The organism is Bacillus sp. 3255 (assembly GCF_031456485.1).
In the GTDB taxonomy this organism is placed as follows: Bacteria; Bacillota; Bacilli; order Paenibacillales; family NBRC-103111; genus Paenibacillus_E.
On the sequence record NZ_JAVDUS010000015.1, the window covers coordinates 78,015 to 101,399 of the forward strand.

The window sequence follows — 23,385 nt, forward strand, 5'->3', positions numbered from 1 at the left end:
TTACCAATGTGCTATTCGAAAGCAGGTGAACAATGCTTACATCGCGACAAAACTCATTGCCCGGCATTTTCCGTCATATGTTATCATGTACAAGTGAGTGAACCGATTACGGATAGCCAAAGGAGTATGAGACAGCATGACGATTCGAACATCCCCATACATACTGCTGCTTCTTGCCACATGTATATGGGGAGGTAATTTTGTAGCAGGTAAAGCGCTTGTGCTGCACATTCCCCCGATTACGCTGGCGGCTCTGCGCTGGTGTATAGCAGGCGTATGTCTGCTGCCTTTCTTCGGCAAGCCGATGTGGAGGCTCAGAACCGACTTGCTCCGCCATTGGAAAATGATTGTGTTCCTGTCTCTCACCGGCGTTGCCGGGTTCAACACGTTGACGTATGTCGCAGTCCAATATACCGGATCGATTAACGCCTCTTTGATGAATTCCGCCACACCGATTATGGTGGTGATCCTGACTTGGCTTGTTATGCGGGAAAAGTTTGCGTGGTCGGCATTGCCGGGGATTGTGATATCTATGGCCGGGGTGAGCTGGATCATTAGCCATGGCAGCTTGACGGCGCTGCTTCATCTATCGTTCAACAAAGGCGACCTGCTGATGCTCGCCGCCATTGTATGCTGGGCCTTATACTCGGTAGGCATGAAAAAAGTGGGAGGGAGCTTTCCTTCCAGTCCGCTCTTGCTTGCTCAGATCATTGTCGCCCTGGTCCTGCTCGTTCCACTCTCATTCGTGGAATGGGGAGTGATAGCCCCGCAGATAACTTGGCATGCATCCCTCGTATCCGGAATCATTTATATTGGATTATTCGCTTCTATCGTTGCGTTCCTGAGTTGGAACCGGGCGATCGAACTTATCGGTCCGCAGCGGTGCGCCGGATTCCTGAACTTTATCCCGATGTTTAGCGCCATATTCGCCACGGCGTTTACGGGGGAATCGCTTAAGCTCTATCATTTGCTGGGCGCTGTCTGGATTGTGATCGGCGTTTATTTGACCAATTATGCGATGAAGAAGCGTGTGAAGGCAGTAAAATCTTAGAGGCAGACGGCTTTCCAGCCGGCAAGAAGCCCCGCCTGAGAAGGCGGGGCTTTGGTGTTCCCGATTATTCGAAAGCTTCCAAATGGCCATGATTGCGGCGGATCAATCCCACAGCCTCCAAATAATGGCCGTCGTCAACTTTGACGGATAATACATACCGCAGCTTGGCGGCATCGCCGTCGTCAGCGTAATGTTCAGCTGCTGGCGCTGCCGTGGGCAGCACGTTCACCATTCCGAAACGGTTGTTCGAGCTGGATTCGCTGACGATGCCTCCGCCTTCGACCATCGGCAGCAGCAGTCGTCCGCCGCCCCCGTAACCTTCGGGCAGAGCGCCGATCTCCATGTGCTCGGGATTGAATTTCAACAGCAGCACTCTGGCATCTTCTGCTTGATTCTCCGTGTGGAAATACGCTTGAATCATTCGGCTCATAAGTCATCCTTCCTTTCTGATAAGAAAATGAGGTGGTCTTATTCCTACCTTACCCAGATGATCCGCTTTTCCGACCTTTCGCTCAAAATAGATTAAACTTACAGAGTTAATCGGGATGGTGGGGATTAAGGAAGGGCGATAATCCGCATTTATAAGGGGGGTTTTCCTTTGTCATTAAGAAAATTAATTGGACATTTCCGTCACTTTAGTTCAAAATGGTATTAAGTGCAAGGGAGGTCAACCACATGCCTAATTCTATTTATCGCAAACTTATCAGCATCTTCTGGACGTTTCTACGTATCAGTCCGTTAACGTTCGGCGGCGGCTATGCCATGCTCCCTGCGATTCACAGGGAGGTCGTTGAGAAGAACGGCTGGATGTCCGACGAAGAGATGGCGGAACTGCTCGCCATATCCGGAGCTGCTCCAGGCGGCGTTGGCGTGAACGTATCCGCCTTGGTCGGGTATCATCTGGCAGGAATTCGAGGAGCCGTAGCAGCCGTCATCGGCATTACGCTTCCTACTTTTTTCATCGCCATACTTCTTAGTATCGTTTACACTTTTCTGCAAAACTATCCGAAAATGCAAGCGACCATGGAGGGCATCCATGCCGCTATCGTCGGGCTGATCGCAGCGGCAGCTTACAAAATGGCGAAGTCCTCCATCGTCGACAAAATGACGCTTGGTGCGGCCATCACTACGGTGTTCGTCCTGCTCTTCGTCCCGATTTCACCGGTGCTGGTCATTTTCGTAGGCCTGTTCATTGGCATCGTCGTCGTCTATCTGAAGCAAAAATTGGGGCTGAGAGATCCGTTCGCCAAGAAGGCAACGAGTGCTACTGACGCGGTCTCCGGCCGGGCGGCGGATTATTTCATAGCGGACGGAATTTGAAGGAGGGTGAAGAAGCATGCTGCTGCAATTATTTCTTACTTTTTTTAAAATCGGATTTATCTCCTTCGGCGGCGGTTATGCGATGATGCCCGTGATCCAGCACGAGGTTGACAAGTACGGATGGCTTTCACCCGAAGATTTCAATGAAATTATCGCTCTGGCAGGGACAGGTCCCGGACCGATCGCGACGAACAGCGCTACGCTAATCGGTTTGCATACGGCCGGTGTTCCCGGAGCGATCGCGGCAACATTCGGGATTGTGCTTCCATCGCTTCTGTTAATCATCGCATTGGCGGCATTTCTGTATAAATGGCATCAAAACAAATGGTTCAAATCGTCATTCTACGGCTTGAAGCCTGTCGTAACGGGGTTGATCGTTTTCGCGGCGATACATTTCGGACTGGCAGGCTGGGGTGAGTTGAAGCTGCCGGTCTCCTTTCAACAGCTCGCGACGCTGCTTATTACGATCGGCGCTTTCGTCGGCATCATTAAATATAAGATGCATCCTTTCGTCATTATCGTAGGCGCCGGCATTATGGGAATCGTATTTTTTCAATAGAAAAACTCTCTTTCGTTCCTAAACGGGAAGCGGAAAGGGAGTTTTTTTGTGTGATAAAAAATTTTTTATGTGCTATAAACAATATTATTTTTCATTTTTATGATATATAATATACAATATATAAAAAATAGAACACACTATATAGGTGGTTTTGTATCATTTAGGAGGGAAATATCATCGAGCTTACATCCCGCCAATTAGAAATTATTGATCTCGTGGGCAAGCATGCGCCGATAACCGGTGATCGCATCGCCGAACTTCTGGGCATCAGCCGCCCGACGATCCGCTCGGATTTGGCTGTGCTCGTCATGCTGCAGCACATCGATGCCAAACCGAAAGTCGGTTATTTTCTCGGGAAAGCCGCTTTGGAGGTTGACTCACCATTCAAGCATATTGAAGCGATGAAGGTCAAAGACGTGATGGGAATTCCGGTTGTGCTTAGGGAAACCGTGACGGTCAGCGATGCTGTCGTGACTCTATTTCTAGAAAATGTAGGGAGTCTGATAATTGTGAATCAGCAGGGGGCTTTAGTCGGTATCGTATCGCGCAAAGATTTGCTCAAGGTGACACTGGGCCAATCGACGGCCAATACCATGCCCGTATCGCTGGTCATGACCAGGCATCCGAACATTGTGACGGTGAATCCGGAAGACAGTGTACTGGAGGCAGCACGGAAAATGATTCATCATCAAGTCGACGGGCTGCCTGTCGTGAAGCCGGCAGGTGCAGATCAGAACCATGATGAAGTTGTTGGCCGAATTACCAAAACGACGATGACCAAATTGCTGCTTGAAGTAGCGCTGGGGAATTAATCAGGAGGAGTGCAAGTGGGAGAGAAGATGCATACGATTTTTGTTTGTTCGGATTCCGTCGGGGAAACGGCGAATACCGTCGTACAAGCAACCATTCGGCAATTTAATGCAAGCTTGGTGCAGGTGAAACGTTACGGCTCGATCCGGACGGAAGACGAGGTGCGGGCTTTGGTTGAAGAAGCTTCGCGCGTAGGCGGCTTCATCGCTTACACGCTCGTTTTGCCGGAGCTTAGAGAAATGATGCGGCAGGAAGCGATTCGGCTAAGCGTCAATGCGATAGACATTATGGGGCCGATGATGCAGGCATTCATCGATACGTTCAAGGATTCCCCGAAGCGTAAAGTAGGCCTGCTCTATCAGATGGACGAACAATATTACCAGCGCGTGGAAGCCGTGGAATTTACGGTGAACAGCGACGACGGCAAAGATCCGGGTGCGATGCGGCATGCGAATATTGTTCTGATCGGGCCTTCCCGAACCTCCAAAACTCCGCTGAGCATCTATTTAGCCCATAAAGGAAATAAAGTGGCGAATTATCCGCTTGTTCCTGAGGTGAAGCCGCCGGCGATTCTATATGAGCTTAATCCCAAAAAGTTGATAGGTCTGACGATGGACCCGGACCATCTCGTGCGCATCAGGACGGAACGGCTTAAGGCCGTCGGTCTTCCTTTCGGCGCCAAGTATGCGACAGGCGAAAGAGTGAAAGAAGAATTGGCTTTCGCCATGAATCTGTACCGGGAGCTCGGCTGTCAGATCATCGATGTAAGCGAGAAGGCGATTGAAGAAACAGCCGGTTTGATACTGGCTGCCAGGACTTAGAAGCTAACAAATCCTCATGATGAAAGGGTGAAAGGATGTATGTATAGGGATTTATCACTTGAGCTTGTACGCGTTACGGAGTATGCTGCGATTGCGTCCGCACGTTGGACAGGAAAAGGAAATAAACATAACGCCGATGAAGCGGCGACATCCGCCATGCGTTCTTTATTCAGTACGATCCCTTTCCGGGGAACGGTCGTCATCGGGGAAGGTGAAATGGATGAAGCGCCGATGCTTTACATTGGCGAGCCTGTCGGCAGCGGAACAGGGCCGGAGTATGACGTTGCGGTGGATCCGCTCGAAGGCACGGACATCGTCGCCAGCGGCAGGCATAACGCATTATCCGTTGTAGCGATTGCGGAGAAAGGGAATTTGCTTCACGCCCCGGATATGTATATGGAGAAGCTGGCTGTAGGACCGAAGTTGGCCGGGAAGCTGAGCCTGGCGGAACCCCTGGATGTAACGGTGCGGAAGGCGGCTGAGCTGCTGAACAAAGACATCACCGAGATGACCGTATCCATCCTGGACCGCAAAAGGCATGCGGACAAAATTTTAACGCTGCGCACGCTGGGTGTGAAAATTCATTTGCTCAGCGATGGCGATGTGGCGGGAGCGATGGCCACCGCTTTCCCCGAGACGGGCATCGATCTGCACGTCGGCTCCGGGGGAGCGCCCGAAGGGGTGCTTGCGGCAGCTGCGCTTCGATGCATGGGCGGCGAGCTGCAAGGCAGGCTGCTCCCGGACAGCGAAGAAGAGATGGCGCGCTGCTCAGAGATGGGCATCGAGGATCCATCCAAGGTGCTGGTGATGCGCGATCTCGTAGGCGAAGCCGATATTTATTTCGCGGCGACGGGCGTCACTTCGGGTGAATTCCTGAGCGGCGTGAAGTTTCAATACGGCGGCCGCGCGGAGACGCATTCCGTCGTGATGCGCGCGCAAACGCAAACGGTGCGCTTCATTCATTGTGTCCATCAGACACAGGAGTATCTGGGGAGCGCCTAGACGATAAGAGACCATGTTTCTCGATGAGCATCGGGAAGCATGGTCTTTTTGACTTTTCATTCATGGTCCAAGTCATAGCCGACATATATTTTAGTTGATGATGATGCGAAGAGAGGGATGACCATGAGTATGACTCCGATTGATTATCTAGGCGTCGTTCGCAGATGCATACCGCAAGAGGCTGAAATCGTTCAACTGCAGCAGCAGGGGGCTCCCGCAGCCATTCTGTTTGCCGATGTTGACGGTGACGGATCTCCCGAGATTACCGCTATGTATAGATATTTGGATACGCAGTATTTGTTCTCATTGAAAAATTATTCCGGCAGCTGGTTTCCGATCGCCTCTTCAGCTGCAGGGGGCGTTCGGGCGGTGAGTGATTTCGCAGCTGCGCCCCTCTCGCGCCGGGAAGGCTGGGACATCATCGTCGGATGGCGGCAGGAGGACGGGGCTTCGGAGCTGGACATTATCGGCTGGACGCCGAACGGCTACCAACGGCTTATTCCCCCGGGAACTACGTACACACATCTGGAGATTGAAGATATGCCGACCCGGGACGGTACCGACGGGCTTTGCGAGCTTGCGCTTTGGGTGAATGAACAGGATCAGGCAGAACGGGCCTATCAGGTGCAGACTTACCGTTGGGAACCGTACCGTCTCGTACCGACACGCGATGTGCATTCGTACTATTTTCAGAAAGTGACGCGCTACTACGAGGATTTGGTTCGCGATCATCCGGACCAGCCGGCCTATCGCGGCTATCTGGAGGAAGCGCAGCGGAAGGCGGGCGGCGAGGGGAAATAAGGAAGCGAGACGTCCCGAGGGGGCGTCTTTTTGCTATCTTTTGTCATGATATATGTGATTGTGGGGATATTATCAGAAAATGGAATTGATATATGAGGGAATTCATTATGTTGCGTAACGTGAAAATATCCGTTAACCAGTTCGCCGTCATTGTCATGATCTTTACGATCGGCACGACCATTCTGGTCATCCCGTCGGGTCTGGCGGCGGATGCCAAACAAGATGCATGGTTAGGCGCGCTATTAGGCGTTTGCATGAATGTAGGAGTCGTTGCACTATACACCAAAGTGGGCAGCTGCTTTCCGAACATGACCTTAACGGCCTATAATGAGCACTTGTTTGGCAAGTGGCTGGGCAAGCTGTTCTCTTTGGGGTTTATTTTTTTCGCATTTGTCGGAGCGACCACGGTTTTGTTCTATATGGGCAACTTTGTGACCACCCAAGTGATGCCTGATACGCCGATTCAAGCGATCAATTTGTTGTTCGCTCTTGTAGTTGTCATGGGTGTACGGCTTGGACTTGAAACGATTGTCCGTGCGGCAGAGATTTTTTTTCCATGGATTATCATCTTATTTACGGTGTTAGTGGCTTGTCTGCTGCCGGAGATCCAGGCCGAGAAGCTGCAGCCTGTGTTCTCATCGGGAGGCAGCTCACTTATTAAAGCCGCTCTGGAGGTTGCCGGCACGTCATCGCTGCCTTTTATCGTCCTGTTCATGATCTTTCCCGCTCATGTGAACCAGGATGGTAAAGTCAAGAAAGCCTACTTGCTTGCTACCGTTTTCGGGGGACTATGCTTTGTTGCGATCACGTTCTTATGTATTGCCGTATTAGGTACCAAGCTGACGGAAAGACTCATGTATCCGAGCTATGTGCTGGCTAAGGAGATTAACATCGGCAATTTCTTCGAGCGGGTTGAAATTCTGATCGCCGGCATCTGGTTCCTTACCGTTTATTTCAAAACGACCTTTTATTTCTATGCCTTCGTGATGGGACTGGCCCAAATATTGAATATCGAAGATTATCGACCGCTAACGATGCCGCTCGGCATGATTCTGGTCGTCTACTCGCTGGTCGTTTATCCGAACGTAGCCTATATGTCCAAGTTCGATACCCAATCTTTCATCCCCTATGTACTAACGGCCGGCGGGCTGTACCCGCTGCTTATTCTCATCACGGCAGGGATCCGGAAGAAGACGGGGCGGGCGAAGGCTTAAGGGAAGGAGGGATATTTTGGCGTTCTTCAAAAAATTATTTCAGCAGAGCAGCTACCGCTCTATGGAGACAAGCCCGCATCCCACCGGTTCGAAGCCGGTTGCTGTGCTCGAAGCTTCTCTCGCGCTGAATTTCGAGAAGGTCCGGCAAGCTTTTGGCAGCAGCACCGATATCGTCATGCAGACGATTCAATGGAGTGAAGAGGAGCCGGTTGAAATTGGTTTTATCTATATCCAAGGTCTCATCAGCCAGGTATCCATTCATAACCTGCTCGCAGAATATGTTCAAACGGATTCGGCCGGTTTCACGCTGAATACCATCCGTAATGCCATCAGCACGCTCGGTCAAGTGCGTGACATCTACGATTTCGAAGGCTTATACCAGTCCATCTTATCGGGGCATACGATTATTATGGTGAATGGCTATGCCCAGGGATTGGCGGCGCAAACGCAAGGCGGAGAACACCGTTCCGTAGAGGAACCGACAACGCAATCGGTTGTCAGAGGACCGCGGGAAGGCTTTACGGAGCAAATCAGCACGAACTCGGCGCTGATCAGGCGCAAGCTCAAAGATCCGAACCTATGGATGGAATCGATGACCGTCGGGCGGGTGAGCCATACGGAAGTCGCCTTGATGTATATGAACGGCATCGCCAATGAGAAGCTGGTCAAGGAGGCGAGGACTCGGCTGGAGCGGATCGACATCGATGCCATCTTCGAAAGCGGCAATATCGAGGAGCTTATTCAAGACGATTCCTATTCGCCCTTCCCGACGCTGTACAATACGGAACGCCCGGATGTCGTTGCGGCCGGCTTAATGGAAGGCCGGGTTGCCATTCTTGTCGACGGTACACCGTTTGTGCTGATGGCGCCCGCTTTATTCATTCAATTTTACCAATCGGCGGAGGACTACTACCAACGCGCAGACTTTGCGACACTCCTGAGATTTCTTCGTTACGTCTGCTTTTTTATTTCGCTGCTGGCCCCGTCCCTTTACATCGCCATAACGACCTTTCATCAAGAACTGCTGCCGGCTTCTTTGCTTATCAGTCTGGCCGCTCAGCGGGAAGGTATTCCGTTCCCGGCATTCGTCGAGGCAGTTGTCATGGAGGTCACCTTCGAAATTCTTCGGGAAGCCGGCGTGCGATTGCCGAAAACCGTCGGTCAAGCCGTTTCCATCGTAGGCGCGCTCGTTATCGGCCAAGCAGCGGTTGAAGCGGGGCTCGTGTCTCCGGCGATGGTCATCATTGTGGCCATCACGGCGATCGCCAACTTCGTCATCCCTTCCTTCAATATGGGCATCACGATTCGGATTTTGCGCTTTCTGCTCATGCTGTTTGCCGCTTCCTTCGGTTTGTTCGGCGTTACGGTCGGGCTCATTGCCATTGTGTTACATCTATGCAGTTTAAGATCGTTCGGTATCCCATATATGTCGCCAATGGCACCTTTCATCATGGACGACCAGAAAGATACGATTTTCCGGTTCCCGCTGTGGGCTTTATTCGCAAGGCCAAGACTTATTAGCCAGAAGAATAACAGAAGGGAGAATAATACTCCCTCGAATAAGCAGAAAACTTGAGCTGACAGGAAGGAGTCCGCGGTATGCGCAAGCCATTCATGCTGTTCCCCGTTTGTCTCATGATGATGATCGTCATGTCGGGCTGTTGGAGCCGGAGCGAATTGAATGATCTGGCCATCGCCGTCGGCATGGGGTTTGATAAGAAAGAGGACGGTGTCCAAGTCACCGTGCAAATTGTCAATCCTGGCGAAGTCGCTTCCAAACGGGGGGCTACAGGGCTTACGACGCCTGTAAGTACTTTCAAAACAACGTCCCGCACCATCTTCGAGGCGCTAAGGAAACTAACGAATCAAACTCCGCGCAAAGTTTATTCGTCCCATCTTCGCGTTCTTGTGATCAGTGAAGAATTGGCCAGAGAAGGCATCATGCCGATTCTGGACGGGATCTCAAGGAACCATGAGATGCGTTCGGATTTCTACATCGTAGTCGCCAGAGAAGCGAGCGCCGAGAACGTTCTGAGTACATTAACCTCGATTGAGAAGATCCCCGCCAATAAATTGTTCTCGACGCTCGAAATGTCGGCCAAAGTATGGGCGCCTACGGTTGAAATCCGATTGGATACGTTAATTACCGATCTGCAAACGGAAGGTAAAGATCTGGTCCTGCCGGGGATCCGGCTGAAAGGGGACCCGGAGAAAGGCGGCGAGAAAAGCAATGTAAACCGAATCGCCGCCTCAACGTATTTGGAAAATTCGGGACTGGCTGTGTTTCGAGGCGATAAACTGATCGGCTGGCTGAATGAGAAAGAAAGTAAAGGCTATAACTATGTGACCGATAATGTTGTAAGCTCGGCCGGGGAGATTGCATGTCCATCCGGAGGCATTATTGCGCTTGAGGTGGTACGAACGAAGACGAAGATGAGAGGCGATGTCGTCAACGGTGAACCGCGAATCCGGGTTGACGTCTTTCTGGAAGAGAATGTGGGGGAGGTTCAATGCAAGATCGATCTGATGGAGCCGCAAACGATCGCCGAACTGGAGCGGATTGCGCAGCTTGAGGTGACAAGCATCATCGAGTCCGTGCTCCAAAAAGCCAGAAAATATGAAGTGGATATCTTCGGCTTCGGCGACGCGATTTATCGCGCCAACCCCAAATACTGGAATGCACATCATCAAAGCTGGCAAGAGCAATTCCTCGACTTGCCGGTCGATGTGCATGCGGAGGCCAAAATTCGCCGCGTTGGCACCGTGACCGATCCCTTGATCCAACAAGCAAAGGAATGATGAATGATGTGGACAATAGCAGCGATACTCGCGGCTTCTACCCTCATAGGCGTAGTCGAAATTCCAGCTCTGCGGAAGAAAAGGCAGCGCAAAGAATTCATGGTCTTTTGCAGTTTGCTGCTGCTAGGTTCCCTGCTGGGCATTGCGCAAAGCTTGCGGGTGAAGCTGCCCAATCCGTTAGACCTGATCTCTTTGGTCTTTCATCCGGTTAGCAAAGTGTTGTACGGCCTGCTAGAATGAGGCTCCGGACAATATGATTATAATCAAACTCTATGGTCAATTCGGGTTCGAAAAGGCTTATGATGAGAGTAACAATCGACAAGGAGGAACGGATATGAAAAACAAGATGAGTGGCACCGCAGCAGCTTATAGGGGTGTAACACTTTCTTAATCAGCTAAAAAGATGTGATCTCCCTTATAAGTGTTAGACAATAACACGCAAAGGGGTAACAACCATGCAATTCCCGCTCCGCAAATTTTTCTCCTATTATAAGCCTTATTTGAGGTTATATCTGTTCGTACTGCTCTGTACGCTGATCGTATCCGGTGTGACCTTGGCGTTTCCGTTGCTCGTTCAGCATATTACGAAAAAGGTGCTGACCGGCGATATGACCACCGCACTGCAACAAGTATACGGCATCGGCGCGCTGATGCTTGTTCTGGCTGTTATCCAAAATGCGGGCAACTATTTTATGGACTATTACGGGCACGCCGTCGGCGCCCGGATGGAAAGCGACATGCGCAGCGAGCTGTTCGCGCATATGCAATCCTTCTCGTTCGATTTCTACGATCAAGCGAAGACAGGACAGCTCATGTCCCGCATTACGAACGATCTGCTGCTTCTCTCGGAGCTGTATCACCATGGTCCGGAGGACTATGTCCGATATCTCGTCCGGTTTATCGGCGCCTTTGTCATTTTATTTACGATTAACGCTCCGCTCACGTTAGCTGTGTTTTGCTTTTTCCCTTTCTTAGGTGCCTTCTCCTTCTATTTCAATCGCCTGCTGAACAGGGCGTTAAGAAACAACCGGGAGCGAATCGCGGACGTTAACGCGCAGGTCGAAGACAGCTTATCGGGCATTCGCGTCGTGAAAGCGTTCGCCAATGAGCAGCTGGAAATAGCGAAGTTCGATAAGGAAAATCAGCGCTTCCTGAATAGCCGGAAGCAAACGTATAAAGCGGAAGCGCTGTTCTACAACAGCTTTGAGACGATGATTCAGTTGATTACGATCACAGTGGTGATATTCGGCAGTGCCGGTATCGTCGGTCAAACGCTTGAATTGGCCGATCTCATTACGTTTCTGCTATATATCGGCTTCATGATCGAACCTATTCAGCGGCTGACGCATATGAGCACGCAGCTGCAGGAGGGGATTACAGGGTTTCAGCGGTTTATGGAAATCATGAATATGAAGCCGGGAATCGCGAACGAGCCTGACGCTATTCTTTTGCCTGCCGTGCAAGGAGCTATCGAGTTCAAACGGGTTTCTTTCCGGTATGAAGAGCATCTGGACCGTGTGCTCCACAACTTGTCCCTCCGGGTGAAGCCCGGCGAATATGTCGCCTTGGTGGGTCCGTCAGGAGCGGGCAAAACGACGTTATGGTCGCTGATTCCCCGCTTCTATGAAGTGACCCAGGGCGAAGTGCTGGTTGACGGCATGAACGTCCGGGATATCGATCTTGATTCGCTGCGCACCAATATCGGGATCGTGCAGCAGGATGTTTATTTATTTGCCGGAACGGTCATGGACAATATCCGCTACGGCAAGGCGGATGCCGGCGAAGATGAGATTATCACGGCCGCCAAGAGGGCTAACGCCCATGATTTCATCATGAGCTTGCCGGACGGATACAATTCCGAGATCGGGCAGCGGGGTGTCAAGCTGTCGGGCGGACAGAAGCAGCGTCTGAGCATCGCTCGCGTGTTCTTGCGGAATCCGCCGATCCTCATATTTGACGAGGCGACAAGCGCGCTCGACAACGAAAGCGAGCGCATCGTCAAGGAGTCGCTGGAGACGTTGGCCAAAGGGCGTACGACATTGGTGATTGCCCACCGGCTGTCCACCATCCGGAACGCCGAGCGAATTCTTGTGCTGACGGAAGACGGGATCGTGGAGCAAGGCAAGCATGACGCACTGCTGGCTGAGGGCGGCGTGTATGCGCGGCTATATGCCGAATCATTATAGGGATGGGGTGCAGGAGCTAGGCGCTTATATGCGCTTAGCTCCTTTCGTTGTGGCATCCGTTTCGTTCCGATTCGCTGCCTTAATGAACGAAGCTTACAGACGGCACGGAAGTCATGTCGTAATATCTTAATTCATCTGTCCTAATGTTAGACTAAAAATCCCAGTTTACCTATGCTACATTTAGGTGGGATGTCTTAATATTACATGTGGCGAGAGGTAATGGGATGAGCAAACAATTGAAAATCGGCATTATTGGCGGCGGCGGTATTGCCGGCGCTCATGTGAGAGCTTATCGTGAACTGGCGGATGTCGAGATTGTAGCCGTTGCAGATGCCATACCTGGCAAAGCAGCGCAATTCATCGAGCACCATCAGCTTCCTTCAGCTCAAGCTTATGACGACTATCGGCAGCTGTTGGAACTGGAGCTTGACGGTGTGAGCATTTGTACGCCGAATGTGGCCCATCACCGTACGACCGTAGATGCGCTGCTGGCAGGCAAGCACGTGATGCTGGAGAAGCCGATGTCGGTCACACTGGAGGAAGCCGTTGAAATGGCACAAACGGCGAAGAAAACCGGCTTCATGCTGAATGTTGGGTTTCAGCCGAGATATGATCCGAACATGAAAGTGATTCAAGACATCGTACAATCCGGCAAGCTGGGCAAAGTGTACTATGTGGAAACAGGCGGCGGCCGCCGCAGAGGTATGCCGGGCGGCACGTTTATTTCCAAGGAAATAGCCGGCGCCGGGGCTATGGCCGATATCGGCTGCTATTCGCTCGATATGGCGCTGAACGCAATGGGTTATCCGAAACCGCTTACCGTATCCGCTTACAGCTCCAACTATTTCGGGACGAACCCGCTGTACCATAAAGAGGCCGCACGCTTTGACGTGGAGGATTTCGGTGTTGCGATGGTTCGCTTCGAAGGCGATCTTGTGCTGAACTTCAAAATTTCCTGGGCGATGCACATGGACACGCTTGGGCCAACCCTGTTCCTTGGCACGGATGGCGGCCTCAAAGTGACGCCTGCCGGCAAAGGGCCGTGGAGCGGCGTATTTGATGGAAGCGTAGGCTCGATTACCTATTTCCACGATGTGCTGGGACACCATACCGAAAGTCAGATTCCAATCATTGATCATAAAAAGAATTTGTTCCACGAGAAGGTTCGCGATTTCGTCGAAGCGGTGCAAGGCGGCAAGCCGGCCCCGATTCCAGGTGAACAAATCGTCCGCAATCAAGCCATTATCGACGGTATTATCCGCTCTTCGCAGCTGAAGCGCGAAGTGGCTATCGAACTGCCGAACTCATTATAATCATGGAGGTCATTCCTATGTCCAAAACATTCCGTATTGGTATCGTCGGCTGCGGAGGTATTGCCAATGGCAAACATTTACCGAGCCTAAGCAAATTGAAAAATGTCGAGCTGGTGGCATTCTGCGATATTATTGAAGAACGCGCGGTCAAGGCCGCTGAGAAATACGGCGTCGAAGACGCCAAGGTGTACCAGGATTACAAAGAGCTTCTGACAGATGATTCAATCGATATCGTGCATGTGTTGACACCGAATGATTCCCATGCCGAAATCGCGATTGCGGCGTTGGAAGCAGACAAGCACGTGATGTGTGAGAAGCCGATGGCCAAAACGGCGGCGGATGCCAAGCGCATGGCCGAAACAGCCAAGCGCACGGGCAAGAAGCTCACTATTGGCTACAACAACCGTTTCCGCCCGGACAGCCAGCATTTGAAGCAGGTTTGCGAGCAAGGGGAATTGGGCGACATCTATTTTGCCAAAGCGCATGCGATCCGCCGCCGCGCCGTACCGACTTGGGGCGTGTTCCTTGATGAGGAGAAGCAAGGCGGAGGCCCGCTGATCGACATCGGTACGCATGCACTGGATCTTACGCTGTGGATGATGGATAACTATAAGCCCAAAGTCGTTCTGGGCACGTCCTACCACGAGCTGTCCAAGAAAGAAAATGCCGCCAACGCTTGGGGGCCGTGGGATCCGAGCAAATTCACCGTAGAGGATTCCGCCTTCGGGATGATCGTCATGGAGAACGGGGCGACAATTATTCTGGAGTCCTCGTGGGCGCTGAATACGCTGGAAGTCGATGAAGCCAAATGTTCCTTGAGTGGAACGGAAGGCGGCGCCGACATGAAAGGCGGCCTTCGTATCAATGGCGAGAAGCACAGCCGTTTGTTCACGACCGAGGTAGATCTCAAAGCGGGCGGCGTTGCCTTCTATGACGGCGCGAAAGAGAGCGATGCGGATCTGGAAATGCGCACGTGGATCAAAGCGATCGAGACGGATTCGGAGCCTGTCGTTACGCCGGAGCAAGCATATGTCGTGTCGCAAATTTTGGAAGCGATCTATGAGTCGGCTCGTACCGGCAAAGCTGTATATTTGAGATAACTAGCTAGCAGCAAGAGGGGCCGCGGGCCTCTCTTTTTTTGCATTCGAATAGAATGATCGATGCGGCGGGTTAGAGGCGGGAGTGTATTCGATTCAATTACCGAATTCGTCGCCCGAAACGGGAATTGTATGTGATTTTTCGAATAGAATCAGCCGGGCCAGACGACTTCCACACGGCAGCTCTTTCGTGTAACCACAAAAAAGAGTATGCTTGAAAGACTATGGTATCTAAGAAAGGATGGAGATCAGCATGGATTTAGGTTTGCAAGGGAAAGTGGCCCTGATTACCGGCGGGAGCAAAGGCATCGGATTGGCTACGGCGATCGCGATGTCCCGCGAAGGCGCGAAGGTCGCGATCTGCGCGCGGAATGAGGAGCAGCTGCAGGAAGCTGCCCGTCATATTGCCGGCTTGACCGGAGGTCAGGTGCTGGCCGTTCAAGCGGACGTCACTTCCGAGGACGACTGCCGGCGCGCCGTTGAGAAGACGGTTCACGAGCTCGGAGGCATCGATATCCTCGTGAACAATGCAGGAACTTCCGCAGCGAAGCCGTTCGAGCAGGTCGGCACGGAGGTGTGGCGGTACGATCTCGAACTGAAATTGTTCGGAGCGATTCATTGCTCGCGTTATGCAATTCCGTATATGCGCGAAGCCGGAGGCGGTTCCATCGTGAACATCACGACATCAGCAGCCAAAACGCCGCCTGCCTCCTCCTTGCCGACATCGGTCAGCCGGGCTGCAGGACAAGCTCTGACGAATGCGATGAGCAAAGATCTCGCCGGAGACGGTATCCGCGTGAATACGGTCTGCATCGGCAAAATCCGCAGCGACCAGCTGGAGAAAGCTTGGCAGCGGGAAGCGCCCGAGCTAACTTGGGAGGAATACGCAAGAGACTCAAGGCACGCGATTCCGTTGGGCCGAATTGGGGACGCGGAAGAGGCGGCCAGTGTCATTACGTTTCTCTCCTCGCAAGCAGCCTCCTATGTTACCGGCACGTCGGTGAATATTGACGGCGGCAAAGGTGAAGCGCTGTAACCAGACAGGAGTCCGTCCGATAGTCGCCCTTTATTCGCACAAGAATAAGGGGCTTTATTCTATACTTTTATAAAGGAAATGCTAAATTAAGCAGGGTAAACAGCCCAGGCATTTGCCCATATACTGGGGGAAGGTGCAGCACCAAGCTGTGTGACCAACACTCTTGCAAACGGTTTCTTCCAGAGGGGGAATTACCGCTGCCACGCGCTAAGGTTTCCTATTGGATGAGCCCCGGTTCATATACAGTACTTGCTGCGCCCGGTTTGTAGGGGGCTGACGACCGTCAAAAATGACAACGTGTACAATCATCCATTTGGCGTTTCCTCCTTGAAAAGCGCATAATGAGTAAAGGGAGGGACGTTTGAATGAAGCTTAGTGTATTAGATCTTGTTCCTGTTATAGCTCCGGCGGATGCCGGGATTGCTTATCAACAGGCGGTCAGACTGGCAGTCCAGGCAGAGCAATGGGGTTACACTCGTTATTGGGCTGCGGAGCACCACGATATGCCCGGACTCGCCTGTACATCGCCGGAAGTGCTGCTAGCGCATGTCGGTGCAAAGACCGATCGAATTCGTCTTGGCTCAGGGGCGCTGCTGCTGCCTCACTACAGACCAATGAAAGTGGCCGAAAACTTTCATATGCTTGCAGCTATGTATCCCGGCAGAGTCGATCTCGGCATTGGTAGGGCTCCGGGCGGGTCGGCGAATGCGGCGATCGCGCTGAGCGGGAACTTTCTTGAGAACGTCCGGCAGCTGCCGGAGTCGTTGAAGTCATTAATGGCCTTGCTCGAAGGCCGGTTCGAATGCGAGGGGCAGCCGGTCGTAGCTAGGCCGGTGCCGAAGGTGCCGCCGGAGGTGTGGATGCTCGGCACGAACAGCAAAAGCGCGGACTTCGCGGCTGAGCTCGGGGCTGGCTATGTTTTCGGCCAGTTTATGAGTGATGCCGACGCACTGGAAGTGCTGAGCGGCTATCGCGCGAAGTTCGTACCGTCCGCACAAGGCGGGCGCCACCGGGCGATCGTCGCCGTCGGCGTCGTCTGCGCGGAGACGGCCGAAGCGGCGAGAAGCTTAGCCGCTGATGTGCCGTGGCTGCAGGCGGACGGCGATGCCAGTGGCGCGGAGGACGCGCCGCGGAAGATGCTCGTCGGCACAGCGGCAAGCGTGCGCGAGGAGCTGGAGGCGCTCGCCCGGCACTGTGGCGTCGACGAGTTTTTGGTGGTGACGCCGGTTGCTGACTATGAGCAACGGCTGCGCTCCTATGAACTGCTTAGCGACGCAATTGGCTAAGGGGTTCTCGCATTGCGCTTGCGGAAATATGATTCGCTAATACGGCTGGAACAGTCGTTTTGGAAGTTAAAGCGGAAATACAATGCGTTATTCGTGCTGAAATTGGCTTGTTCACAGCTAAATGAACATAATAACGCATCTTATTTCCGCTTCAGCGGCTATTTGGCCTCGATTTACCTAAATAAGGAACTGTATTTCCCATTTCGATCCTATCGCTCGATCTTTCCAACCGAATCTACCTGCCAACCGCAACAACTCCCGCCTCGCCCTCCGTGAGAGTAAACTCCTGCACTATTGCACACGTCCTAACAACTAGCTTCCGCTCCCGCCGCCCAAGCTCCCCAACCGAAGGTTGCTGACTATGAGCAGCGGCTACGCTCCTATGAACTGCTTAGCGACGTTAATTGGCTAAGGGGTTCTCGCATCGCGCTTGCGGAAATATGATTCGCTAATACGGCTGGAACAGTCGTTTTGGAAGTTAAAGCGGAAATACAATGCGTTATTCGTGCTGAAATTGGCTTGTTCACAGCTAAATGAACATAATAACGCATCTTATTTCCGCTTCAGCGGCTATTTGGCCTCGATTTACCTAAATAAGGAACTGTATTTCCCATTTCGATCCTATCGCTCGATCTTTCCAGCGGAATCTACCTGCCAAACGCACCAACTCCCGCCACGCACCTCATGATAGCAACCTCCTACAATATCGCCCACGTCCAAACAACTAGCATCCGCTCCCGCCGCCCAAACTCCCCAACCAAATCACCTGCCAACCGCACCAACTCCCGCCTCGCATCTCCTGAGAGCAAACTCCTGCACTATCATCCACGTCCAAACAACTAGCTTCCGCTCCCGCCGTCCAAGCTCCCCAACCGAATCACCTGCCAACCGCACCAACTCCCCTCTCGCATACCCATGAGAGTATACTCCAGCACTATCGTCCACGTCCAAACAACCAGCTTCCGCTCCCGCCGTCCAAGCTCCCCGAACGAATCTACCTGCCAACCGCACCAACTCCCGCCTCACCCTCCATGAGAGTAAACTCCAGCACTATCGCCCACGTCCAAACAACTAGCTCCGCTCCCGCCGCCTAAACTCCCCGAATGAATCTACCTGCCAACCGCACCAACTCTCGCCCGCACCTCATGATAGCAACCTCCTACAATATCGCCCACGTCCAAACAACTAGCATCCGCTCCCGCCGCCCAAACTACCCAACCAAATCACCTGCCAACCGCACCAACTCCCGCCTCGCATCTCCTGAGAGTAAACTCCTGCACTATTGCACACGTCCTAACAACTAGTTTCCGCTTCCGCCGTCCAAGCTCCCCAACCGAATCTACCTGCCAACAGCACCAACTCTCGCCCGCACCTCATGAGAGCAAACTCCTGCACTATCGCCCACGTCCAGAAAACTAGCTTCCGCTCCCGCCGTCCAAGCTCCCCAACCGAATCTACCTGCCAACCGCACCAACTCCCGCCACGCACCTCAAGAGAGCAAACTCCTACAATATCGCCCACGTCCAACCAACTAGCTTCCGCTCCTGCAGCCCAAACTCCTTAACCGTATCTACCTATCAACCGCACCAACTCCCACCTTGCACACACAGGAGAGTAAACTCCTGATACGGCTGAAGTGGCGATCGTGTACGGGGAGCTGGATGCGGGCGCTCGGCACTGCACTGTGGCAAGTGACGCCGGTTGCTGACTACGAGCAGCGGCTGCGCTCGTATGGACTGTTGATCGCATCGCGCTTGCGGAAATATGATTCGCTAATACGGCTGGAATAGTCCTTTTGGAAGTTAAAGCGGAAATACAATGCGTTATCCGTGCAGAATTTGGTTTGTTCGCACCCGAATCAACCAAATAACGCATCTTATTTCCGCTTCAGCGTCCATTTGCCCTCGTTATTCCCAAATAAGGAACTGTATTTCCCCTTTCGATCCTATCGCTCGATCTTCCAACCGAATCTGCCTGCCAATCGCGCCAAAGCACGTCCCCGCACCTCTTGAGAGCAAATTTCTGCATTATCGCACTGGTTCACATAACACTGAACTCACACAAACTGACGAAGTGATTATCACCTGAGCTAGTGATTACTGAGCGCTGACAAGGCTTGCTGTTACGCAGAAAAGTTAGAAAATGTAAAAATGATTATTGCTGCACCTGGTAAACACTGGATATAGTCAGGGTGCGGGCGGGAGCGAATCCCGTTCCCCGAGATACCGGGGGAATCGTTAACGAGGGGGTGAATGAATGAAGGAATAGAGGCGCATGTTTGGATGGCCGAGGATTCAAATGACATCTAGAATCATGCATACGGAAAGTATGTATGAATATTAAAGGAGGAATGTAATTAATGACAAAAGTTAAGCCTGTCCATATGCTTGCAGCTGCAGCGACTGCTTCATTGATCGCAGGGATGATGCTGATTCCGCCGGTTTTTGCGGCTAATTTATTGGGGGATAATTTCGATGACGGGGACGCGGCCGGATGGTCGACGCAAAATGGCACCTGGTCGGTCGTCCAAGATAATGGATCCTATGTGTACCGCCAAACGAGTGCGATTGAAGGCCGCGCATCGGCGGGCAATACGGCATGGACGGATTACGCGGTAGAGGCCAATGTGAAGATTGATAATTGGAACGGCACCAACCGGGCGTATGTGGCAGGACGCTATCAGGACGGCAACAATTTCTATGCCGCATCTTTGTATAACAGCGGAGGCGGCAAGCTTGAAATCCGCAAAAAAGTAAGCGGTTCCACGACAACGTTGGCTACGTTGGATTATCCGCTGGCAGCCGGAACCTGGTATACGGTCAAGCTTGAACTGGCAGGCTCGACGATTCGCATGTATGTGAACGGTACACTTCAATTAATGGCAACGGATACAAGCTTAACTTCCGGCGCGGTGGGCTTGGTGGCTTACAAAAGTGCAGCCAGCTTCGATAACGTCCTCGTAACGGACAGTTCAGGCGCCACTTCAACGCCTGCGCCGACATCGTCGCCATCCCCGTCGCCGTCTGCACCGCCAAGTCCGTCGCCTTCGGCGCCGCCAAGCCCTTCGCCGTCACCGTCGACGCCGCCGACAGCTGGCGCCGTCTATGTTGCTCCTGACGGCTCGGACAACAATGCAGGGACATTGGCGAGCCCGACGACTTTAAGCTCCGCGCTGACGAAGGTAGCCCCAGGCGGCATCATTTATATGCGCGGCGGAACGTACAGCTACAGCACGCAAATTACGATAGACCGGACGAACAGCGGGACGGCAAGTGCGGTTAAGCAGATCATGCCTTACGCTTCGGAGAAGCCTATCCTTGATTTCAGTTCTCAACCCTACAATATTTCGGACGTTTCCCTGAACAATCGCGGGCTGCAATTGAACGGAAGTTATTGGACCGTCAAAGGATTGGAGATCAAGGGAGCTGCGGATAACGGCGTCTACGTAGCGGGCAATCATAACCGGCTTGAGAACTTGGACGTCCATCATAACCGGGATACAGGCGTTCAACTCGGAAGGCATTCTTCATCTGCGCCGAACAGCGAGTGGCCGGCGGATAATCTCGTCCTCAACACCTACTCGCATGATAACTTCGATCCCGATAACGGTGAAGATGCTGACGGCTTTGCCGCTAAGCTGACGGTCGGTTCAGGGAATGTTTTTGATGGATGTATAGCCGCTTATAACACCGATGACGGATGGGATCTGTATACGAAGACGGAGACGGGGCCGATTGGGACGATTACGATCAAGAACAGCGTAGCACATCATAACGGACAGACGTCCTCCGGCAGCTCGACGAGCAACAGCGACGGCAACGGTTACAAGCTTGGCGGGGAGAAAATTGCGGTGAACCATGTAGTAACCAACTCTGTGGCCTATCTTAACAAGAAGCACGGTTTTACCTACAACAGCAACCCTGGCTCGATCACGTTAACGGGCAATACGGCTTTCAGCAATGGCCAAGGCAATTTCACCTTCGATGTGGGAACGCATATATTCACGAATAACCTGTCTTACAAAGGTGCTTCCAGCGATAAATCCAGCGGCACCGACGTACAGAACTCCAATGTTTGGTGGAAAAACAACAAGAGCACCAATGCGGCCGGCCTCTTGGCCAGCGATGAGGATTTCGTCAGCCTGACGCCTGCACTCACGCGCAATAGCGATGGGTCGCCGAATTTGGGCAGCTTTATGAAGCTGGCGACAGGCAGCGATTTGCTCGGATCGGGTTCACCAGCCGGTACCGATATTGGCTACAAACAACCATAACAGGAGAGCTGACTGTCAGCTCCGGGAGTTGCGTCCAAGGCATTGGATCTGAAAAAAAGGCTGCATCCGAGCTGAGAACCAGCTCGGAGCAGCCTTTTCTTTGGCAATCAATATCAAACATGTTACGCTCGGCGTTTTTTACGTAAATACCAGACTAACATGGAGATGGAATCCCGGATTGAAGCGGTTTGGTAAAGCCTGAGTGTCATTGTCATAAGCAATAAACCTCCCTAACCCTGAAAGAATGTCGAGCATAAACAGTACTACGTAAAAAGTGCGATGATGGTTTTATTTTTTTTTAATAAATCTTTAACACTGTTTTTTAAACAAATACCTCTACTTTCTGGATTAAACTTTGGCTCATAAAGTTGGATAATAAGGATGTAAGCGTTACCCAAACTTAGAACGGCTCATTTAGGGGAGGAATAGAGATGAAAAAGGTATTCACACTAGCGCTGTCGCTCACGATGATGTTCACGGCGGCTGCATGCTCTTCCGGCAAGACCGACACATCGAAGCCTGCGGCAAGCAGCGAACCGGGTAAAGCGGCTGTTGCATCCGCAGCACCAAGCAAAGATCCGGTTAAATTACGCGTAGCATGGTGGGGTGGTCAAGCCCGTCACGATTACACGTTGAAAGTGATCGAAATGTACGAGAAGCAGAACCCGAATGTGAAGATTGAAGCGGAGTACGCACCGTTTGACGATTACTGGAAAAAGCTTGCACCGCAAGCATCGGCTAATCAGCTGCCGGACGTCATTCAGATGGATATTTCCTATCTGACGCAATATGGCGGTAAGAATCAGCTGGCGGATATGACGCCTTATACCAAGAACGGATTAATCGACGTTTCCTCCATTTCGCCAAACGCGCTTTCCGGCGGTGAAGTCGGCGGCAAGCTGGTTGCGATGAACCTGGGTGTGAACGCACTTTCCACAACGGTTGATGTGAACACATTCAAAAGCTTAGGCATCGACCTTCCATCTAAAGATTGGACTTGGGAAGATTATGAAGCTATCGCGGCGAAAGCCAAAGCGGCCGGTAAGCAAGTTGGCGGTTTCGCCCTTCACCATGAAGTATTCTTCCCGTATTACCTGCGTTCTATCGATCAAAAAATGTACAATGCAGAAGGCACCGAGCTAGGATTCAAAGATGACAAACCGTTAATCGACTATTTCAAACGCTATCAGAAATGGTACGATCAAGGCAGCATCCTTTCTTTGGATAAAGAATCCCAGAAGAAAGGGGTAGCCGAGGAGGATGAAATCCTGCTGGGCAACTCGATTACAGGCAATGGCTGGTCCAACCAGTTCCTCGCTGTAGCGAATTTGGTGAAAGACCGTCCGCTTGAGCTGTACCCGCTTCCTGGCCGCAACGGCAGTAAGGGACTATTCTTGAAGCCAAGTATGTACTTCTCGATCGCGAACAGCTCGAAGCAGAAAGAAGAAGCGGCGAAGTTCATCTCCTTCTTCGTGAACGATATCGAAGCGAATAAATTGATCAAAGGCGACCGCGGTGTGCCTGTCTCCTCCAAAGTGAAGGAAGCGCTGAAGCCGCTGCTGACCCCGAACGAAGTGAAAATTTTCGACTACGTGGCATGGGCTGAGCAAAACTCCTCCCAATTGGATCCTCCGAATCCGGTAGGTTCGATCGAAGTTGAGAAGCTGCTGAAAGCAACGGCAGAGCAAATTTTGTATAAGAAGACGAGCGTGGAAGAAGCTGCGGCGAAATTCCGTAAGGATGCCAATGCCGTTTTGGCGAAAAATAAAGCCAAGTAAGAACGAAGACCGGAATTCTCCCGAAACGGGAGATCCGGT

19 protein-coding genes and 2 pseudogenes are annotated in these 23,385 nt (G+C 52.1%); 20 read left to right on the forward strand and 1 reads right to left on the reverse strand.

Translation table 11 applies throughout. From position 1 onward, the window contains the following. The first annotated feature begins 136 nt into the window (after positions 1–136). Entirely contained in the window at positions 137–1,051 is a 915-nt protein-coding gene (locus J2X61_RS21730) for a DMT family transporter (RefSeq protein ID WP_310190533.1), read from the forward strand. Positions 1,052–1,115: 64 nt separating this feature from the next. Here J2X61_RS21730 and J2X61_RS21735 read toward each other — a convergent pair whose 3' ends face one another. After that, positions 1,116–1,481, reverse strand: coding sequence for a hypothetical protein (locus J2X61_RS21735; RefSeq protein ID WP_274467851.1), 366 nt, complete (start codon positions 1,479–1,481; stop codon positions 1,116–1,118). Between the two features lie 245 nt (positions 1,482–1,726). On the opposite strand from J2X61_RS21735, the gene J2X61_RS21740 reads away from it, so the two are divergent. The 19 genes and pseudogenes from J2X61_RS21740 (at position 1,727) to J2X61_RS21825 (ending at position 23,346) form a co-directional block, all read left to right on the forward strand. Further along, on the forward strand, positions 1,727–2,371 hold the full coding sequence (locus J2X61_RS21740) for a chromate transporter (protein WP_310190535.1): 645 nt from the start codon (positions 1,727–1,729) through the stop codon (positions 2,369–2,371). A 16-nt stretch (positions 2,372–2,387) separates the two neighbouring features. Further along, entirely contained in the window at positions 2,388–2,930 is a 543-nt protein-coding gene (locus J2X61_RS21745; RefSeq protein ID WP_274467853.1) for a chromate transporter, read from the forward strand. A 173-nt stretch (positions 2,931–3,103) separates the two neighbouring features. Continuing rightward, complete coding sequence (locus J2X61_RS21750; protein ID WP_274469275.1) at positions 3,104–3,742, forward strand: helix-turn-helix transcriptional regulator; 639 nt, start codon at positions 3,104–3,106, stop codon at positions 3,740–3,742. Between the two features lie 27 nt (positions 3,743–3,769). After that, positions 3,770–4,561, forward strand: a complete 792-nt coding sequence (locus tag J2X61_RS21755) for a pyruvate, water dikinase regulatory protein (protein WP_274469276.1) — start codon at positions 3,770–3,772, stop codon at positions 4,559–4,561. A gap of 39 nt (positions 4,562–4,600) precedes the next feature. Continuing rightward, on the forward strand, positions 4,601–5,563 hold the full coding sequence (glpX, locus tag J2X61_RS21760; RefSeq protein ID WP_310190538.1) for a class II fructose-bisphosphatase: 963 nt from the start codon (positions 4,601–4,603) through the stop codon (positions 5,561–5,563). Between the two features lie 123 nt (positions 5,564–5,686). Next, positions 5,687–6,364, forward strand: coding sequence for a hypothetical protein (locus J2X61_RS21765; protein ID WP_310190541.1), 678 nt, complete (start codon positions 5,687–5,689; stop codon positions 6,362–6,364). A 107-nt stretch (positions 6,365–6,471) separates the two neighbouring features. Further along, entirely contained in the window at positions 6,472–7,578 is a 1,107-nt protein-coding gene (locus J2X61_RS21770) for a GerAB/ArcD/ProY family transporter (protein WP_310190545.1), read from the forward strand. A 61-nt stretch (positions 7,579–7,639) separates the two neighbouring features. Next, positions 7,640–9,154: a spore germination protein gene (locus J2X61_RS21775; RefSeq protein WP_274469277.1), complete on the forward strand. Its 1,515-nt coding sequence runs from the start codon at positions 7,640–7,642 to the stop codon at positions 9,152–9,154. Between the two features lie 23 nt (positions 9,155–9,177). Continuing rightward, positions 9,178–10,377 carry a Ger(x)C family spore germination protein gene (locus J2X61_RS21780; RefSeq protein ID WP_274467857.1) on the forward strand — a complete coding sequence of 400 codons (1,200 nt, stop codon included), beginning with the start codon at positions 9,178–9,180 and terminating at the stop codon, positions 10,375–10,377. Between the two features lie 3 nt (positions 10,378–10,380). Continuing rightward, entirely contained in the window at positions 10,381–10,617 is a 237-nt protein-coding gene (locus tag J2X61_RS21785; RefSeq protein ID WP_274467858.1) for a hypothetical protein, read from the forward strand. Positions 10,618–10,832: 215 nt separating this feature from the next. Beyond that, entirely contained in the window at positions 10,833–12,563 is a 1,731-nt protein-coding gene (locus tag J2X61_RS21790; protein ID WP_310190547.1) for an ABC transporter ATP-binding protein, read from the forward strand. Positions 12,564–12,787: 224 nt separating this feature from the next. Beyond that, entirely contained in the window at positions 12,788–13,876 is a 1,089-nt protein-coding gene (locus J2X61_RS21795) for a Gfo/Idh/MocA family protein (RefSeq protein ID WP_310190552.1), read from the forward strand. A gap of 17 nt (positions 13,877–13,893) precedes the next feature. After that, on the forward strand, positions 13,894–14,976 hold the full coding sequence (locus tag J2X61_RS21800) for a Gfo/Idh/MocA family protein (protein ID WP_310190554.1): 1,083 nt from the start codon (positions 13,894–13,896) through the stop codon (positions 14,974–14,976). Positions 14,977–15,226: 250 nt separating this feature from the next. After that, complete coding sequence (locus J2X61_RS21805) at positions 15,227–16,009, forward strand: SDR family NAD(P)-dependent oxidoreductase (protein WP_274467862.1); 783 nt, start codon at positions 15,227–15,229, stop codon at positions 16,007–16,009. Positions 16,010–16,374: 365 nt separating this feature from the next. Next, on the forward strand, positions 16,375–17,295 hold the full coding sequence (locus J2X61_RS21810; protein ID WP_310190555.1) for an LLM class flavin-dependent oxidoreductase: 921 nt from the start codon (positions 16,375–16,377) through the stop codon (positions 17,293–17,295). A 1,661-nt stretch (positions 17,296–18,956) separates the two neighbouring features. Further along, positions 18,957–19,085, forward strand: a complete 129-nt coding sequence (locus tag J2X61_RS21815; protein WP_274467864.1) for a hypothetical protein — start codon at positions 18,957–18,959, stop codon at positions 19,083–19,085. A 635-nt stretch (positions 19,086–19,720) separates the two neighbouring features. After that, positions 19,721–20,248: pseudogene (locus J2X61_RS36430) on the forward strand (LamG-like jellyroll fold domain-containing protein); the annotation flags it as partial. Positions 20,249–20,359: 111 nt separating this feature from the next. Beyond that, positions 20,360–21,568 (forward strand): annotated as a pseudogene (locus tag J2X61_RS21820) (right-handed parallel beta-helix repeat-containing protein); the annotation flags it as partial. Between the two features lie 431 nt (positions 21,569–21,999). Next, complete coding sequence (locus tag J2X61_RS21825; protein WP_310190558.1) at positions 22,000–23,346, forward strand: ABC transporter substrate-binding protein; 1,347 nt, start codon at positions 22,000–22,002, stop codon at positions 23,344–23,346. The last annotated feature ends 39 nt before the right edge of the window (positions 23,347–23,385 follow it).

Coding starts and splice junctions, on each gene's coding strand:
- J2X61_RS21730 (WP_310190533.1), top strand. CDS start 137: ATGACGATTCGAACATCCCCATACATACTGCTGCTTCTTGCCACATGT.
- J2X61_RS21770 (WP_310190545.1), top strand. CDS start 6,472: ATGTTGCGTAACGTGAAAATATCCGTTAACCAGTTCGCCGTCATTGTC.
- J2X61_RS21815 (WP_274467864.1), top strand. CDS start 18,957: ATGCGGGCGCTCGGCACTGCACTGTGGCAAGTGACGCCGGTTGCTGAC.
- J2X61_RS21800 (WP_310190554.1), top strand. CDS start 13,894: ATGTCCAAAACATTCCGTATTGGTATCGTCGGCTGCGGAGGTATTGCC.
- J2X61_RS21745 (WP_274467853.1), top strand. CDS start 2,388: ATGCTGCTGCAATTATTTCTTACTTTTTTTAAAATCGGATTTATCTCC.
- J2X61_RS21775 (WP_274469277.1), top strand. CDS start 7,640: ATGGAGACAAGCCCGCATCCCACCGGTTCGAAGCCGGTTGCTGTGCTC.
- J2X61_RS21795 (WP_310190552.1), top strand. CDS start 12,788: ATGAGCAAACAATTGAAAATCGGCATTATTGGCGGCGGCGGTATTGCC.
- J2X61_RS21790 (WP_310190547.1), top strand. CDS start 10,833: ATGCAATTCCCGCTCCGCAAATTTTTCTCCTATTATAAGCCTTATTTG.
- J2X61_RS21805 (WP_274467862.1), top strand. CDS start 15,227: ATGGATTTAGGTTTGCAAGGGAAAGTGGCCCTGATTACCGGCGGGAGC.
- J2X61_RS21780 (WP_274467857.1), top strand. CDS start 9,178: ATGCGCAAGCCATTCATGCTGTTCCCCGTTTGTCTCATGATGATGATC.
- glpX (WP_310190538.1), top strand. CDS start 4,601: ATGTATAGGGATTTATCACTTGAGCTTGTACGCGTTACGGAGTATGCT.
- J2X61_RS21765 (WP_310190541.1), top strand. CDS start 5,687: ATGAGTATGACTCCGATTGATTATCTAGGCGTCGTTCGCAGATGCATA.
- J2X61_RS21825 (WP_310190558.1), top strand. CDS start 22,000: ATGAAAAAGGTATTCACACTAGCGCTGTCGCTCACGATGATGTTCACG.
- J2X61_RS21740 (WP_310190535.1), top strand. CDS start 1,727: ATGCCTAATTCTATTTATCGCAAACTTATCAGCATCTTCTGGACGTTT.
- J2X61_RS21810 (WP_310190555.1), top strand. CDS start 16,375: ATGAAGCTTAGTGTATTAGATCTTGTTCCTGTTATAGCTCCGGCGGAT.
- J2X61_RS21785 (WP_274467858.1), top strand. CDS start 10,381: ATGATGTGGACAATAGCAGCGATACTCGCGGCTTCTACCCTCATAGGC.
- J2X61_RS21735 (WP_274467851.1), bottom strand. CDS start 1,481: ATGAGCCGAATGATTCAAGCGTATTTCCACACGGAGAATCAAGCAGAA.
- J2X61_RS21755 (WP_274469276.1), top strand. CDS start 3,770: ATGCATACGATTTTTGTTTGTTCGGATTCCGTCGGGGAAACGGCGAAT.